General features: G+C 55.0%; 14 protein-coding genes. 10 read left to right on the top strand and 4 right to left on the bottom strand.

Annotated features, from left to right (window positions below):
* Window positions 1-271 precede the first annotated feature (271 nt).
* The 6 genes from P4L78_RS11720 (at window position 272) to P4L78_RS11700 (ending at window position 5,194) form a co-directional block, all read left to right on the top strand.
* Entirely contained in the window at window positions 272-556 is a 285-nt protein-coding gene (locus tag P4L78_RS11720; protein ID WP_309328251.1) for a hypothetical protein, read from the top strand.
* 92 nt (window positions 557-648) lie between these two features.
* Window positions 649-843: a helix-turn-helix domain-containing protein gene (locus tag P4L78_RS22935; protein ID WP_405051546.1), complete on the top strand. Its 195-nt coding sequence runs from the start codon at window positions 649-651 to the stop codon at window positions 841-843.
* Window positions 844-908: 65 nt separating this feature from the next.
* A complete protein-coding gene (locus tag P4L78_RS11715) occupies window positions 909-1,112 on the top strand; it encodes a hypothetical protein (protein WP_309328249.1) in 204 nt (67 codons plus the stop codon).
* Window positions 1,109-1,414, top strand: a complete 306-nt coding sequence (locus tag P4L78_RS11710) for a hypothetical protein (protein ID WP_309328248.1) — start codon at window positions 1,109-1,111, stop codon at window positions 1,412-1,414. The genes P4L78_RS11715 and P4L78_RS11710 overlap by 4 nt, the downstream gene beginning before the upstream one ends.
* Complete coding sequence (locus P4L78_RS11705) at window positions 1,411-3,912, top strand: DUF927 domain-containing protein (protein ID WP_309328247.1); 2,502 nt, start codon at window positions 1,411-1,413, stop codon at window positions 3,910-3,912. The genes P4L78_RS11710 and P4L78_RS11705 overlap by 4 nt, the downstream gene beginning before the upstream one ends.
* Before the next feature lie 152 nt (window positions 3,913-4,064).
* A protein-coding gene (locus P4L78_RS11700; RefSeq protein ID WP_309328246.1) for an IS3 family transposase occupies window positions 4,065-5,194 on the top strand; the annotation gives its coding sequence in 2 pieces (ribosomal slippage) (window positions 4,065-4,329 and window positions 4,329-5,194; 1,131 coding nt in all).
* 10 nt (window positions 5,195-5,204) lie between these two features.
* Here P4L78_RS11700 and P4L78_RS11695 read toward each other — a convergent pair.
* From P4L78_RS11695 to P4L78_RS11680, 4 genes are all read right to left on the bottom strand, one after another.
* Window positions 5,205-7,796 (bottom strand): hypothetical protein, encoded by a 2,592-nt coding sequence (locus P4L78_RS11695; RefSeq protein WP_309328245.1) that lies wholly within the window; start codon window positions 7,794-7,796, stop codon window positions 5,205-5,207.
* An 18-nt stretch (window positions 7,797-7,814) separates the two neighbouring features.
* On the bottom strand, window positions 7,815-8,558 hold the full coding sequence (locus tag P4L78_RS11690; protein WP_309328243.1) for a hypothetical protein: 744 nt from the start codon (window positions 8,556-8,558) through the stop codon (window positions 7,815-7,817).
* Window positions 8,559-9,228: 670 nt separating this feature from the next.
* Complete coding sequence (gene mobF / locus P4L78_RS11685; RefSeq protein ID WP_309328242.1) at window positions 9,229-11,877, bottom strand: MobF family relaxase; 2,649 nt, start codon at window positions 11,875-11,877, stop codon at window positions 9,229-9,231.
* A 341-nt stretch (window positions 11,878-12,218) separates the two neighbouring features.
* Window positions 12,219-12,875, bottom strand: coding sequence for a DNA methyltransferase (locus tag P4L78_RS11680; protein WP_309328241.1), 657 nt, complete (start codon window positions 12,873-12,875; stop codon window positions 12,219-12,221).
* 320 nt (window positions 12,876-13,195) lie between these two features.
* Here P4L78_RS11680 and P4L78_RS11675 point away from each other — a divergent pair, with 320 nt between their 5' ends.
* The 4 genes from P4L78_RS11675 to P4L78_RS11660 all read left to right on the top strand — a co-directional run bounded on the left by P4L78_RS11675 (window position 13,196) and on the right by P4L78_RS11660 (window position 15,512).
* On the top strand, window positions 13,196-13,465 hold the full coding sequence (locus tag P4L78_RS11675; RefSeq protein ID WP_309328240.1) for an AbrB/MazE/SpoVT family DNA-binding domain-containing protein: 270 nt from the start codon (window positions 13,196-13,198) through the stop codon (window positions 13,463-13,465).
* Complete coding sequence (locus P4L78_RS11670) at window positions 13,462-13,860, top strand: type II toxin-antitoxin system VapC family toxin (protein ID WP_309328238.1); 399 nt, start codon at window positions 13,462-13,464, stop codon at window positions 13,858-13,860. The genes P4L78_RS11675 and P4L78_RS11670 overlap by 4 nt, the downstream gene beginning before the upstream one ends.
* Before the next feature lie 46 nt (window positions 13,861-13,906).
* A complete protein-coding gene (locus P4L78_RS11665; RefSeq protein WP_309328236.1) occupies window positions 13,907-14,353 on the top strand; it encodes a hypothetical protein in 447 nt (148 codons plus the stop codon).
* Between the two features lie 109 nt (window positions 14,354-14,462).
* Complete coding sequence (locus tag P4L78_RS11660) at window positions 14,463-15,512, top strand: hypothetical protein (RefSeq protein WP_309328234.1); 1,050 nt, start codon at window positions 14,463-14,465, stop codon at window positions 15,510-15,512.
* The last annotated feature ends 322 nt before the right edge of the window (window positions 15,513-15,834 follow it).

Here is a 15,834-nt window from a genome sequence, read left to right as displayed (position 1 = left end):
CCGTTTTATGATCTCGTCGCGGCAATGAAAAAGGATGGCCGGTCCTTGCTTGTCGATGTCGGCGCCACTCAGCAGCACTTGCTGCTGGATTATGCCGCGCTCACCGAGCTGAATGACGATCTGATTGAATTCGGCATCCAGTCTGGCTTCATGCGGCTCTGATTGAGTTGGATCAGGGGCGTTCTTCGACCTTGCTGGCCCCTCGCAAAAAAGAGGGCCATCCCGGCAAAAATATCCGCGAAGCTACCGTCATCGGTTTGGCCGCGCGGCCTTGAACGAACTTATGGAGGGGGGGCAAGCTTCAGACGAAGCCGCCCAAAAAGTCGCCCGAGCAATGAAAGCCGGGAAAGCAGCCGGTCATAGTAAAGCGAGCTATCAAACCGTCAAAAATTGGCGAGCACGCTGCATGGAAGGCCCCGGTCCAAATATATCACCTGAAGCATTGAAGAATTTTCAAGAACCTCTTCCGCCTCACATTGGAGCATCGCCTAAAGAGCGAGGGGAATTTTTACTTAACGCGCTTTCGTCCGCAAAAGAGCGAGGCTTTGGCGAATAAGACCCACGACCCGGAAAATCGCGAAAACAGGTCATGTTTTTGCGAGATGTACTGCGGGACAACCCAGGAAGCAACAAGCCTGGAGGTATATTGTGCCCATCGCCCTAACGATTGAAAATGCAACCGAACAATCGGGACTTTCCCGCTCTCGCCTATATGTTTTGATCGGCGAAGGAAAGATTGAAGCTCGAAAGGCCGGGAAGAGAACCCTTGTTCTAGGCGAATCCCTGCGCCGGTACATTGAGAGCTTGCCCGCCGCCAGCATCGCCGCACCGAAGGCCACCTAATCCCCCCGCAATAGAAAACCCGCCGAGCGATGGCACGCTGGCGGGCTTAGAAAGGCATACTCGACATGAGCAAATTACCCGAACCCACCGCCAAAAACAAGGGCAATCTGCGCCCCCTGGACCTGAAACGCGCCGCCGCGCATCTCCTGAGCCGAGCCGAATGGCTACGCCGCCGCCGTGAACCAGACCCGCGTTGCCGCGCCGTGCAACTGGCCGATGCCGCCGAATGTTGCCGTTTGGCTGCGGCTCTCACGGGGGGCAAAAAATGAGCGACACAGTGGACTTCTCCGCCGTCAATCGCGCGGCGTTGGCGAACTTCTCCGCCATCGTCACCCGCTGGCTTCCTGGTGGCCGGTTTGCCGGTCACGAATACAGCGCACGCAACCCCAAGCGGAACGACCGGAACGAAGGCAGCTTCATGATTAACACCCGCACCGGGGCTTGGTCGGACTTTGCGACCGGCGACAAGGGTGGCGACCCCGTAAGCCTCGCGGCGTATTTGTTCGGGATGAACCAGCCGGATGCGGCACGAAAGATGGCCGTAATGCTTGGCCTGGAGGCGGGGAAATGAACGAGCTAAGCCCCGACGGCACTGCACCGGACCCTTTTGCCCCTTTGCCCAACTTCGCCGACTTCGGCCCAATGATAGCCAAGATAGCCGCAAACCGTGCCATGCCCGAGATATGGGAGCCGCAATGCCCCGCCCCGGCTGAGCCGCCCGACACCTTGAACCACCGGAAGCATGGGGATTCCGTGGCCCGCTGGGTGTATCGTACCCCCGACGGCGCACCGATCTTCGCCGTATATCGGTTCCAGAACGCCAACGGCACAAAGCAAACGCTTCCTTACAGCTACGGATGGCGCGCATGGACCGATAAAAACGACCGCCGCCACGATGGCACCGGATGGCACTGGAAGCGCCCAGCGGCACCATTGCCACTTTATGGCCTGGACCGGCTGGCTGCGCGGCCCTTGGCCCCGGTGCTGGTGTGCGAGGGCGAGAAAGCCGCCGATGCAGCCGCCAGGAGTTGTCCTGATTACGTGGCGATTACCTCCTGCGGCGGGAGCAATTCAGCGCGCAAGAGTAGCTGGGGGGTGTTAGAAGGCCGGACGGTCACAATCTGGCCGGACCATGACGACGCCGGAGCCGATTATGCCCGCGACGTTGCCAGTCTAGCCAGTGATGCCGGAACGGCTGAAATTCACATTGTGGAAATTCCCGAACTATTCCCGCCTGGTTGGGATTTGGCCGACGAACTGCCCGAGGGTGAAACGCCGGACGTGCTGGCCGATCTACTGGCCGGTGCGGTGCTGGCCGATCCTCCGTTTGAAATGCCGGACGGATTTTCATGGAACAAGGGGCAGTTGTATTATCAGCCACCAGCACGCAAGCCGGACGAAGCGCCACCGCCGCCCGTGTTTGTCGCCGGTCAATTCGACATTCTAGGCGAGGCAAGAACATCAATCGGCGGCGAATGGGGCCTATTTCTGCGCTGGCGTGACCGGGATGGACGGCTCCACGAATGGGCATTGCCCAAGAGCCTGCTACATCGTGAAGGCAACGCGATTGCCGAGACTTTGGAATCTGGCGGGCTGACTTGCGGAATTGGTAACAGCCACACCTACCTAAAAATGTTTCTTTCCCGCGTGTATCCGTCGCGCAAGTTTGAATGTGTGAGCCGCACGGGCTGGCACGAATCCGATGGTAAACCGGTGTTTGTCGCGCCGTGGTCCAAAATATATGGCGCAGGCAAGAGCAACATCGTTTTGCAGTCTGAGCGGCTTGTTAGCGCTGAGAGCTTCGCGACCAAAGGCACACTGAAACAATGGCAAGATGAATTGGCGCAATTCGCCATCGGCAATGACCGGCTGGCACTGTTCATTGCGTCGGCGCTGGCCGGGCCGTTGCTCAACCTCATGGGTGAGGATTCTGGCGGGGTTCACTTGGTCGGCGGTTCACAGTCTGGAAAATCGACATGTGCCTTTGCCGCCGGTTCCGTTTGGGGGCCAGGACGGCGCGATGGACAGGTGCGAAGCTGGCGCAGCACAGCGAACGGGCTGGAAGCTATAGCGGCGGAAACATCCGATTGCGTGCTAATCCTGGACGAACTCGGGCAGGCGGATTCTAAAGAGGTTGCGGATATTGTCTATCAACTTGCAAACGAGACCGGCAAAGGCCGCGCAGGGCGAAGCGGTGAAGCCCGCCGTCGTCAAACATGGCGCTCTCTGTTCCTATCTACGGGCGAACTCACTCTTGCGGCAAAAATTGGCGAAGCAGGCAAGCGCACAATGGCCGGTCTTGAGGTGCGGCTTGTCAGTCTGCCCGCCGATGCCGGGGCCAGTCTAGGCGCGTTTCAAGAGCTTCACGGTTTCGCCAATGCGCGTGAGTTTGCCGATCAAATCCGCAATGCCGCCAGGACGCACTACGGAACGGCGGCACGGGCTTTCCTGGCACGGCTGACCGATGAACGCGCAAAAAACGAAGGTGAGCTGATCGACAAAATCAAAGCGTTGCGGGCACAATTCCTGGCAAAGCATTGCCCTGGTGACGCCGACGGGCAGGTAAAAAGCGTTGCCAGCCGGTTCGCGCTGATAGCCTGCGCGGGCGAACTGGCGCGAGTCTATGGCGTGTTGCCCTGGACCAAGGGCGAGGCGCTACGGGCGGCTGGCGCGTGTTTCAAGGCGTGGCTGGCAGAGCGCGGCGGTAGCGGCGCTGGCGAGGATTCGGCGGCATTGGCGCAGGTGCGCGGGTTCCTGGAAGCACACGGATCATCCCGTTTTGAGCGGCTCCACGAAACCAGCGACATTCCACCTGGGGAAATTCGGATTATGAACCGAGCCGGATTCTCGCGGCTTGAAACTGGCGAACTGCAATTCCTGATAATGCCGGAAGCTTGGCGCACTGAGGTTTGCCGGGGCATGGACCCTAAGCGCGTGGCGGCGGTGATGCTGCGCGAGGGATACTTGAAACCGGCCAGCGACGGGAAAACCTCGCAGTCAATTCGCATCGCCGGACATTCAAAAATGCGCCTTTACGTCGTGTCCGCAAGCATTATGGGCGACGCATGAAAGGCGCTTCTATGACTGCAACAACAGACGGAAAACAGCGCCGCGTCTCATGGGCCTGGGCTGATGATACCCCCGCCCCCGGCGACTGGCCTGCCAGGGGATTTTTGTACCAGTTGAAATGAGACAAACTGGTATAGAAAGGGGTCATTTTGATGCCGAAGAAGCGAATGAGCGCGGAGCAGATTGTTTTGCTGCTGCGGCAAATTGAAGTTCAGACAGGTCAGGGCAAAACGGTCCAGGTTGCGTGCCGTGAAGCCGGAATTTCGGATAAGAGCTATTACCGGTACCGCAAAGAATATGGTGGTCTGGATATGGACCAGGCACGGCGGTTGAAGGAATTAGAGAAAGAAAACAATCGCTTAAAGCGGTTGGTCGCGGATCTGTCGCTTGAGAAGCAGATCCTCAAAGACGTTGCGGCGGGAAACTTGTAAGCCCTGAACGGCGCCGGCAGACCGTGACGCGGATCCGGGAGCATCATCATCTCTCGGAACGCCACGCTTGCCGGCTGCTAAGCCACCCACGTGGTACGCAGCGCTACACCGCACTGGCTCGAGAGGACGAGGATAAGCTGACGCATGCCATCCTTGCTCTTGCCAGCAATTATGGCCGCTATGGCTATAGGCGGATCACAGCGTTGCTGCAGGCGGCAGGATGGGCGGTTGGCACGGACCGTGTGCAACGGATCTGGCGCCGGGAAGGGCTGAAGGTTCCCCACAAGCAGAAACCAAAGGGCCGCCTCTGGCTGAATGACGGCTCCTGTATCCGGCTACGGCCTGAACGGCGCAACCATGTCTGGTCCTATGATTTTGTCGAAGCCCAGACGCATGATGGCCGTAAGCTGCGGCTGATGACGTTGATCGACGAATTTACCCGCGAATGCCTGGCCATTCGGGTGGCGCGTCGGATCAATGGCCTGGGCGTGTTGGAGACCATGGCCAAAGTAATGATGGCCAGAGGCGTGCCAGAACATGTTCGGTCAGATAATGGGCCGGAAATGACATCAAAGGCCGTACGGAACTGGCTCGCCAACGTAGGTGCACAGACACTCTACATCGAACCGGGTTCACCTTGGGAAAACGGGTATTGCGAGAGTTTCAATAGCAAGCTGCGCGATGAGCTGCTGAATGGAGAAATCTTTTATAGCCTGAAGGAGGCACAAATTATCGTCAAGCAATGGCGTCATCACTATAATACGCTGCGGCCTCATTCGGCTTTAGGATACAAGCCTCCAGCACCGCAAACAATCCAGCCTGATAAAATTCATCTCGACCACGCAGCATGATCACGCTATCTCAGTTACGCTGGTACAAAATATCCACCAGGCCAGTGCCACCATCGTTAATCGTAGTCTCCCAAGCGACTCCTCCCGAGAAAACCGCCTGCTGCCCACCGACGCTAATTACAGTCCCGCTGACCTCGCCACCGGAGAGAACATATTCGGTTTCATCCGAGGCCAAAACTAACCCATTTGAAACAGATGGATCGGCGGATATCCCACCCGATTGAAGGAAGACAATACCAGTCGATATCACCTGCCCGCCCGCCACAACGCTCGTCCCACTCGCCGTGGCACCTGGCAAAACAATCAGATGGCCGCCACTGCCAATGGTGATACCAACGGCCATGCCCCCAGAGGAAACGATTTCTGCACCGCCCGCTTCCACGTATGATCCCGTGTCTGCACCGCCCGCGTCGACAAATTCCATGCCGCCGTTGATAACGTTGTCATTTGTAGAACCGCCGGACAGCACCGTCGCAACACCACCGGCATTTACGACAACACCAGCATCAGTAGAGCCCGGTGCGAAGAACTCTGACCCGCCAGTTGTGATGGTGTTAGTCCCATTCCCTGATGCGCCACCACTACCCCCGCTCCCTGATGAACCATCAGAAGAGGCGCCCAAATCAATTTTCTGAGTTCCCTGGTATGCATAAACATTGCCAGGCAAATTTGTTCCAGAATTATTCAGATTTACAGTTTGACCGAGTTCATTTGTTTGAGCTAGCCACCACGGTTCTATGTGATCCAAATCCTCCGTCGCGTTGCCCGAAAATGTAATGCCTAAATCACCTTGAACATAGTTATAGACATATAAATCACCGTTTCCGATTTCGAGATCACCATACACGGGAGAACTGGCAGTAAATGTTCCATTTTGAAAATACTGCCCATCCCCCACAGGCCCTTTTGGGGTATATGTGCCGGATGCCGTCAGCGTACCGGTGACATTTGAATCTGATATTTCCAGGACATCCTGTGCCGTAGGGTCGATGATGTACGTCACAGGCTCGGAGCTTGTAAGATTACCGGTCGTCAGAGGGTTTTGGCCATATGGCTGGGATGCAGTGACCTCACCATACTGAAGGCCGTTCCCAACGTAGAACTCATCCGGCAATGTGGAGCCGGTATTTTCTAAATCTGTGGCCAGGCTAACAATTTGCTGGTTCGTCGGTGTACCGGTCGTGTATATGATATCCACAATGCCGTGAAGGTCATAGGTGCTCGTGCCACCACCACCCCAGATCACATTCGTACCCGAGGTGACGGATGCATCCAAGTCAAACGTATTGTTTTCGGCATCCCCGATTAAAACATTCGTGCCTGCGCCAAACTTAAACGTGTTGTTTGTGGGTGGATCGTCTGTTGATGTAATGCCTTTTGCGACAATTTCGATGACATTTGAATAACCATTTGCCTTTAATACATTCCCGCCACTCTGGTCACTTAAATCAATAAGGGTTTCGTTTGCAGCACCAGCATTTAAAGTATCAGATGTACCTGCGGCAATAATGATTTGGTCTGGATAATTACCCGTATAGCTTGCATTATTTGCGGTCACTATAACAAGATCTGTACTTCCCATTACACCCGTTAACGCACCCGCTTTTGGCGTTTCTAAAATTGTCTTTGGTAATAAGACTGCTTCGTCTTGCGTAGCCGTCGGAGCAGCATAATGAAGACATCCATCATCTGTGACTGTAAGCGTATAACCCGACGAACCAGCGATAATTGTTGTGTTGTTGCCTATATTATAAAAAGTATCCGTATCAGTGCTGCCCAAATTAAATGTTAAACCGCTTATATTTTCGTCAAATATTGCCGTTTTTGTTGAGCTATTTTCAGAGAATAGTAGCGTACTGACAGGAATATCGTACGACACCGTTTCGTATCCATTAAATCGCGTGGCATCATTTACACTAAGCTGTCCACCAAGTTGTACTTCGGTGCCCCCAGCGAAGTCCCCACCAGTAATATTTTCAGAATACACATTTTTGTTTGTAAACGTCAGCGAGCCTCCATCGCCGACGTACCACGTATATGTGGCGTTGGTATCACCCCCCTCTTCCTCAATGATTGCACGTTCAACAGCCATTAGTAACCCTGGCGTATTGAGAACAGTACTCAATGGAGTTGCTAACGCAGCAGCCTGGTTTGCTGTTACGTTGTCAACTCCCTGTGGATCGTTTAAATTATTTGGCAAATCGGTTTCGGAATTGACGGCATCACCATTATATTCATTTATAGCATTGGCAACTGCACCAGCATCTGTCCATGTAACCTCAGTGTAATCCCCTATTGTCCAATTGGCTGGATTGCTTCCGAATCTGGCCGTAAAATCAGAGTTTAAGGATGGATTTGTTAGTGCCGCAACAAAGGCATCGATACCCGACTGGCGATCCGAGTATATCGCCCACGGACCCGTCTCCACGGAATCGCTTCCAATCGGAGTAGGGCCAGGATCCGATGGGATATTATGCTGAAAATCAGATATATTATTATCCCGAACAGGGACAGATCCACTTATTGTTAAAAATAGTGTTGTACCGTTATAATAATCGGTGACTCCATCACCGGCGTAGCCTGCACTTGTCGGAACTGTCATAACACATCCTATAATTACTTAGCACTTACTATTGGGTTCTCCAGGAAGAATAGTATTACCAGGGCCTTCATCTGGAATAGACAATTCACGAGATAGCTTTTTGGCGTAATCGCCTTGAAGAGGATAGTCGCGGTAGACCTCACTGTAGTACTCATGAGGGAGTGGAAGAGAAAATTCTTGCGAAATTACTACATCTGGATCGGAGTTTTTATTTGAAGTCGCATAGGTTCCTAACGACAAAAACTCCGGTGGAACCGAAAGAGTACCATCGTTATATAACGAACCAGGAACGTAATAGAAAAGACTAATAGATGTGTTTACTGCTCCCGTCTCTTCATTGATGACTCTCTTTGCTGTCGCAACAAACGTCTGACAATGCCCATGCCAAGTGCCGTTAAAAAAGCGGATGCCGGATGCAATAGCCTGTCCCGCATCGGGTTGAGCGGTTAACAGAAGACCTCTTTCTCCGGCAGGATTGATAGCATAATCTCGTTTTGAACTGATCATCAGAGCAAGGTATAAGTTATAATCGCCTGCACCGGGTAAACCTGCATCTGCTCTGATAATGATACCCAGCTGATGCAGCGCGGGCCTTTGTTCAGAATAAGCACCGCTTGGGATCAACGCCTGCGGTTCCCCCCAAAGCCAGATGGAGTTCGCTCCATAAAACAAGACAAGTGATTTGATATGTGTAATTTCAAAATTTGGCCTCTCTTCGGCCACAAGGTTATTCGCAAGACAAACATCTGGAATAACACTCATTCCGGATATCATTGATATTAAGATGGCTGCTCGAAACCAATTGAACATAATATATTTCCATAATATAGTAAGAACTTGTCTCACCCGCCTCTTCCTTGACCTTAATATTCTGTAATATTCTGCGCCATCAAACTGTAGCAGGTTACAGCCATTTGAGGAACTTTCACAACAGAAAGATTAACCTAAGCGTGTAAAGCTATTATTACGTTTACTGTTGGAATTGCATGGCGCTTTTATTCTGGGACTTTCTATTTACATTTCCAGTTCTGCGCCCTGCCTAAGGCCGTATGTCCCAAGCTGCGGTAGGGTTGCCCTTTCCTTAGTCTCCATCCGCGCCAACCTTTGGTCAAACGAGCCAACCGGTCCAGCGGTACGGGCCGTTGCTCCAAGGGACGGCCCTCCATCCTGGCCTGAGCGCGTAATTCCCGGTCGATCTCCTTGCTGTCGAAGCTGATCCGCTAACAGCGTTGATTTCAATATTAGCTCTACAGCTGCGGTGGCTTTGACCCTGATGTCTGCATGCCAATCCAACTTGCCAAAGGTACAACCATTTATCTGCAATTCGCAATCAAATTTTAACCTTGGCGTGCAAAGGTCTTGTTATGAGTTAGTTATCAATTCGCGTGCACGCTGTCGCTTTGAGAGCGTTGTCTTAATTTTGTTACCAACTTTACCGCTCCATCTCCTGCTTGCACCGTGGACTTGGTAGCCTAGGCTGCGGCAAGGTTGTGCGTTCCTTCATTTCCGTCCGTGCCCAGCCTCGCGCTAGCTGCGCCAGCCGGTCTGGCAGTGTAGGTTGCTGTTTTACGGAATGCCCCTCCATTCTGGCCTGAGCGCGTAATTCCCGGTCGATTTCCTTGCTGTCAGCGATGATATCAGTCCGTTCCCGTGCCCGGCTGGCGGCGACATAGGCTTGGTTGGCGGAGAAGCTGGAGCTGCCAATCACGAAGGCCTGATCCACGGTCAGCCCCTGGGCATTGTAGATGGTCGTGGCATAGGCATGACCCAGCCGTGCCCGGCCACGCGTGTCCGCCAGGTCCGCCGTGGAGAAGGTCTTCGCCTCACTGCCAATGGCCAATGTCACCCGCGCATGGCCATCCGGCTTGGCCTCGACCCGTGTCACCGTACCGGTGGTGCCGTTCACCGCCCCCAACTCCTTGTTCCGGGCGGTAATCTCCAGCCTGTCGCCTTTGGCAATGGCCAGATCATAAGTCCCACCGGAGCGGTCCACGGCGCGGACGATAATGTCATCCCCCCGTATTTGGCCACCTTGCCGCAACTCAGCACGGATCGCCGCACTCAATGCGCGCACATCGGCATTGGATTTGGCCAATATTGCCAAGCTTCGCTCCGGGTGGTTCCGACGATGATCTCGCCACAGCACCAGCGCCTTATCAATGACGGCTTTGCGCCCCGATGCCCAATGCAAACAACCATGCTCATCAAAGGCGCGCAGCGCGGGCTCGGCATCACCTCGGGCCAGTTGGCTGACCGCCACCCTGGCCCATGCCTCTTTTTGGCGGCGGTTGGTGTCCACCCGTGCGCCATTGACCGTCTCGACCACGATGGCCAGACCGGACCCGGCGCCAATGGCCTGCAACTGGCGCTGATCCCCCGCCAGGATCACCTTGCTCCCACCCGCCTGCGCGGCAGTCAGCACCGAATGCATCTGCCTGGTGGAGAGCAGCCCAGCTTCATCGACAATCAGCACGGTGTTCCTGGTGAAAACATCCTGCCCATCCCGATTCTTCGCCAGCCATGAATCCAGCGCCCGGCTTTCGATACCGCACTCCTCGCCCAATTGCTGGGCCGCCCGCCAAGCAATGGCCGATCCGATTACCCGGTACCCAGCTTGCTGATAGGTCCGGGCGATGGCTGACAGAGTGGTGGTTTTGCCGCTGCCCGCCGCGCCCTCGACGATGGCCAGCCCGCTTGTGCCACAGGCATGGTCATAGGCAGCACGCTGCTCCCCGCTCAGCGCCGACGCACCGAGCATCTCCACCGGCTTAGCTGACGCCCTGATGGACGACATACCGCTGGTGGATGGGGCAGGACCATAATATTTTTGGTCCATTGCTTTCGCTGTCTCGGCCACGCCACACTCCAGCGCCACCATCTCCTTGGTAGAGTAGGCGGGCCGCCCAAGGGCGTCAGGACCAAACGACACAAGTTCCGCATTATTGAGAACCGCCTGCACCCGCCCGGCGATGGCCGCGTGGACACCTCTACCTCCCCCGGTCTCCGCCACGCCCACCAGATCAGCCGCAACCGCCGCCACGATGTCCTGCTGCCGGAACACCGCCTTGGTCTCGGTTAAGCGGTCCAAAATGCTTTTGGCATCAGAGACAGAGCGCTCTGGTTTCATAGAGGGCGGTTTGGTTATGGACAGATCGAACCCCAGCCCGGCTGCCCTGTCGCGCCAAGTTTCGTGCCGGTCCACGTCCTGGGCCGGTACCTTGGCATGCCGCCCCGCTTTGGTCACGGAGGCCGCCAAGGCTGGCGCGACGGCCGTGTCCAGCCCGCGCGCCCGCATCGCCACCATAATCTCCTGGCGCCGTCCGCTGAATTCATCGCGGACAGGTTTGGGCACCCCGGCGATCTCGAACAGTCCCTTTTCGTCGGTGCGCTCTATGCCATATCCCAGTGCCTGCAACCGCGCCGCCAGCTCGGCCCGGTACACCGCCCCCGCCGCCATCTTCCAGCGAAAGAGCTGGCGGCCATCGATGCTGCCCCAACTGCCATCCGCACGCTGTGCCCAATTGAAGATCACGGTATGGCTATGCAGTTGCGGATCAGCCGTCAGTATTTTGCTCCCAGCCCCGGCCTCGGCATCTACCGGGCCAGTCTCCCGCTCGGTGGGCCGCGCCTCGCCATGCTGGAAAATCGCCCCGGTCAATTGTACCGGCTCCAAGATGGCGCCACCCTTGCCCCGGCGGCTGAAGGCGGCATGGTCATTCACGACACCCAGCGCCGCCCGGACCGCCGCATCATGGGCTGCCTCAATTTCTCCACGCTGGGCCTCATTACCCAACCCCCAGATGATGGAAACCGATTTGGGCGCGGAGAAGGTCAGATCATACCCGGCAACGCGATCAACATGACTGCCATCGGCGTTTTGGGTCAGCTTGCTGCCCGCCTCATTCAGCCCGGCGTGCAGCCGCTCGAAACTGGCGTCGTCGATCTCAGCGCCATCTGTCATCCCCGCTGATGCTGACGGCGCGTACCACTGCCCCACCGGCTCCTTGCCGCCGGTGTAATACCGGGATTGCTCGCTGACATAATAAGACGCCGCAGTCCCGGCGGAGATGGTGCAAACCATGAAGGATTCCCAATCACAAAGGAGTCCCTCTCTATGTCCACCACGCCTGGAAAAAACGGACATTAATTCAGGGTTTCGGATTTTCTAGCCCCAGATGCCATGCGCCTGTCCCTAAAGCACCGGAAGGTGCACAGGTGTGGAGAAAACTTTTTACAACAAATTACAACAGTATGATTTGTTGTACTTCATTGTCATAGGGGCGTGATGATGGAGAAAAATGGAGCTGTTTCATCAAATTGAAGTGACCTGTAATACGAGTTAAGCTCGCGGCGCTGAGCGCCGCGAGCCACAATTTTTGGCCTGTGCTGAATATCCGTGGGTAAAATCGTGCGATAGGCGGCCTATGCGGCCGCCGTCCTTTCACCAGTCAAGCGCCGGGCCACCGTCTCAAAATGCTCCTTGCTCAGCTCGATGCCGAGCCAGTTTCGACCGGTATCACGCGCGGCGACAAGGGTTGAACCTGATCTGCAAAACGGGTCGAGGACCAAGCCACCCGGCGGGCAAAAACTCTCGATCAGCGGACGGAGCGCCTGCACGGGCTTTTGTGTCGGATGCAGGCGGTTGCCCGTATAGTCGAAGTCGATCACATCGGCGATCGGTTGCGTGGGAGGTGTAGCGTTGCCCTTGGCCAAGAGGTAAGCCTGTTCATGCGTATAGCGGAAATACCGCTCTGAAGAGGCATAGCGTTTGCGGAACACCACATGCCCCACGATGCTGAACCCGGCGGCGCGCCAGGCATCCATCAACAGGTCAATTTTGGCCCAGCCATAGAAGCTCAGGCAAAAGCCGCCATATCGCAGAACCCGGTGCATCTGGTTGAAAGCAGGCTTCAGCCAGCGGGAGTTATCGTCATTGGCAATGGTCCGGCCGTCCCGCCCCCGGTAATGTGTGATATAAGGCGGGTCGGTCAGGATGAAGTCAACGGAACCCCATTCGAGTTTCCGCATCAATTCGATGCAATCGCCGTTCAGGATGGTGTTTTGCAGGGTTGGGGTCATGTCTGATCTCCTTTTGGGTTTTGGGTGCAGCGCGCTGCACCCTTGCCCGCCGGCGAGGCCAGGGGGTGCAAGTGTCAACCGGCTTCGAGGGGAACCAAAACGCAACGAAATTGCCGCGTGCGGAAATTTCGTCTGTCGTTTTGGGGGAAGACGGTTGACACGCGCCGAGGGACGGTCGTCCCTAAGCGGCAAGGCCGTGTCTGCGGCCAGTGGAAGATTTTGCTTGCGATGCGGGGGGCGTCCACCTGGATATCTTCTCATTATTATCCTTGAAAATAATGCAATCATGCCTTATTTTAACTCTCCATCAAAGGATCTAAATGATGAGTACCTTAACCATCACCGCGAGAGGGCAAGTCACTTTCAAGAAGGAGGTGTTGAAGCATCTTGGCATCCAACCTGGCGGTAAAATCAGGCTGGATTTGCTGCCCGATGGCCGGGCGGAGTTGAAGGCCGAGCAACCTTCAGGCGCGTGGCGGGCTTTAAGCGGAATGCTCCGGGGCAGGAGCAATGGCGCACGGCTGTCCATTGACGAGTTGAACGACGCCATCGCGGAAGCCGGGGCTGCTGCCGGTTCTGGCCGCGAATGAAAATTACCGCCGACACCAATGTCCTGGTGCGTCTGGTCATGGCCGATGATGAAACCCAGAATAAAATTGCGGTTAAGGCGATCGAGCGCGCCAGTCTGGTTGCCATCAGCACGCATTCATTATGCGAATTCGCATGGGTGCTGGATCGCCGGTATGGCGTTCCGCGCGCCGACATTGCTGGCGCCATTCGCGGCCTGATCGAAGCGCGCAATGTCGCCGTCAACCGGCCTGCCGTCGAAGCCGGTCTCAGCCTGCTCGATGCGGGTGGGGATTTCGCGGATGGCGTGATCGCCTATGACGGCAATTGGCTGGGCGGTGAGATTTTCTTGTCTTTTGACAAGAAGGCGGTCACCCTCTTGGCCAAGCAAGAGCGTCCCGCTAAATTGCTGGCATAAGCGGGAATTTGTTGTCCTTCGCCGTATATGAAAGGTGAGGTGCGGCGTGGACAAAGACCAGCCCCTGAAACTTGCCCGCCTGATCGTCCAGGAGATCATGACCGGTCATGGCCGTACCCCGGTTGAGCGGGTGCTACGGCGGCACGCTCCAGCCATAGCCGAATGGCGGGAATTGGGCTGGACCTGGGGACAAATCGCCGCTTTGCTGACCAAAGGCGGGCTTCGTCTCAAGGACGGTTCGGCCGTCACCGAACGGTATCTGGCGGCCGTATTCAGCCGGATCAAGGCCAAAAGTAAGCCGCTACCCCAGAATGAAATACTTTCCAGAGAGCCGCACCAGCCCTCCGGCATCCAGGCAACTTCAGGGACAATGCCACCTGTCACCCCTAATTTGCTTTCCCAGCCAAACTCGTCCCCCCTCACCATACCCACGGGCCGGGATCGTGGTACTATTCGCTCAAGGATGCAGGCATCACACGCCGCACGGGACTAAAAGTGGCCGAAAAGCTGCTTCGGGGCGATTTTCTCGATTAATGTTCACGCAAATTTGGGAAGCCGCGTCATGCTGACCCGGTTAATTTTCCTGAATAGGATACTATCTCATGAATGTTTTAAACTGCAACAAGACGATTGATCCCGACATCGTAGACTACGAGTGCTTATTGTCCACTTCAGGCGCTCGTGATTTGACTCGTGATTTGAGCGGCGATAGCAGCTCCTCCGCCGCTTATGTTCCAGTATTGTATAAATTACCTGAGCATAAGGTCGGAAACAGAGAATTCACATTCATCGAATCATACCTTCGCAAGGTATTGTGTGTGGAGATATTAAAGTACACTTACATTCTTGAGGCCGCTGGCAAAACAAGAACTCGTGCAAAGGAAATTGTTTCAAACAAATTAACAACGCTCAGTATTGATAAGGCCATCCAGTACGGCCGGGCCGCATGCGCAGATATATATAATGTCAGATCTGGCGATGATTTGCGTGACCATGTGAAGAGAAAGCACCTGAGCATGGCCGGAAACGCAAACCGTATAGAGTTTGAGGCACTTATTATACGAGAGCTTGGGGAAACGATATTTTTTCTTGATCTGGCCTACTCACGCGCGCGAGAAATGCATACGGCTTTGTATCATGCTGGGAAGCTCGATGGTTTGCCTGGAGGTGATGAGGCATTCGGCGAAGCACTAACGTATCGCAAGTCGGCCCGGTTGCCTGACATCCTTGAGGCGGCTGCCATCTCGATATGGTCGGGCTTGGGTGCGGACATGCTTTGGCAGAATTTTTTCTTTTACAGATATGTACTGGCGGCAGTGAGCACCCTATTACCCATGATGTCAGGGAAAGGCCATGCCCTATCAGCCAAGGATGCATATATATTATATAGAATGTGTGAAAACGACATTTCTCCTGAACAAGGGCACGGTAAGGTTAAACATTTGGTTCAGCAATGCCTTGGTGGCATTATCGGCATCGATAAATTCATGGGCTTTGTTGATGACGTGCTTGAGCCATCTGGTCTCCTGACGAACAGGCCAACAACAGTCACGGAATTAATCACCCGCTGCCGAGTTATCGAGAGCCCCGTCTTTTCGTATCCAGCAATTCCACTCGGCCAGCGTACTGCTCCTTCAGGAATATCACCATGAAATTGCCCGACTGGCACGGCGACACCATGGCCCTACGAGACAACCAGTCCTCTAGATATTAAGCTACATCCCGTGAACAACAATTGCTTGGAGACTATTTCTAGCTATTGGTGTCCATGAGTTAAGCGGAATTGCCTTTATCAAAAGCCTCCATTTCCCTGGAGGCTTTCATGTTACAACCCGCTCAGCATCCTCTTCTCATTGCAATTCTGTCTGGCAAAGGTGGCGTCGGCAAAACACTACTCAGCCTGCTGATCTCCGATTTATTCGATCTGAATGACCATCCCCTGGATATCATTCAGATCGACGATCAGAACCGGCT

Origin of the sequence: Silvimonas sp., from assembly GCF_031291215.1 — a bacterium.
Taxonomy (GTDB): Bacteria; Pseudomonadota; Gammaproteobacteria; order Burkholderiales; family Chitinibacteraceae; genus Silvimonas; species Silvimonas soli.
This window is presented reverse-complemented; position numbering and strand designations above follow the sequence as displayed.

Coding starts and splice junctions, on each gene's coding strand:
- P4L78_RS11715 (WP_309328249.1), top strand. CDS start 909: ATGAGCAAATTACCCGAACCCACCGCCAAAAACAAGGGCAATCTGCGC.
- P4L78_RS11710 (WP_309328248.1), top strand. CDS start 1,109: ATGAGCGACACAGTGGACTTCTCCGCCGTCAATCGCGCGGCGTTGGCG.
- P4L78_RS11705 (WP_309328247.1), top strand. CDS start 1,411: ATGAACGAGCTAAGCCCCGACGGCACTGCACCGGACCCTTTTGCCCCT.
- P4L78_RS11695 (WP_309328245.1), bottom strand. CDS start 7,796: ATGACAGTTCCGACAAGTGCAGGCTACGCCGGTGATGGAGTCACCGAT.
- P4L78_RS11690 (WP_309328243.1), bottom strand. CDS start 8,558: ATGAGTGTTATTCCAGATGTTTGTCTTGCGAATAACCTTGTGGCCGAA.
- mobF (WP_309328242.1), bottom strand. CDS start 11,877: ATGGTTTGCACCATCTCCGCCGGGACTGCGGCGTCTTATTATGTCAGC.
- P4L78_RS11680 (WP_309328241.1), bottom strand. CDS start 12,875: ATGACCCCAACCCTGCAAAACACCATCCTGAACGGCGATTGCATCGAA.
- P4L78_RS11675 (WP_309328240.1), top strand. CDS start 13,196: ATGATGAGTACCTTAACCATCACCGCGAGAGGGCAAGTCACTTTCAAG.
- P4L78_RS11670 (WP_309328238.1), top strand. CDS start 13,462: ATGAAAATTACCGCCGACACCAATGTCCTGGTGCGTCTGGTCATGGCC.
- P4L78_RS11660 (WP_309328234.1), top strand. CDS start 14,463: ATGAATGTTTTAAACTGCAACAAGACGATTGATCCCGACATCGTAGAC.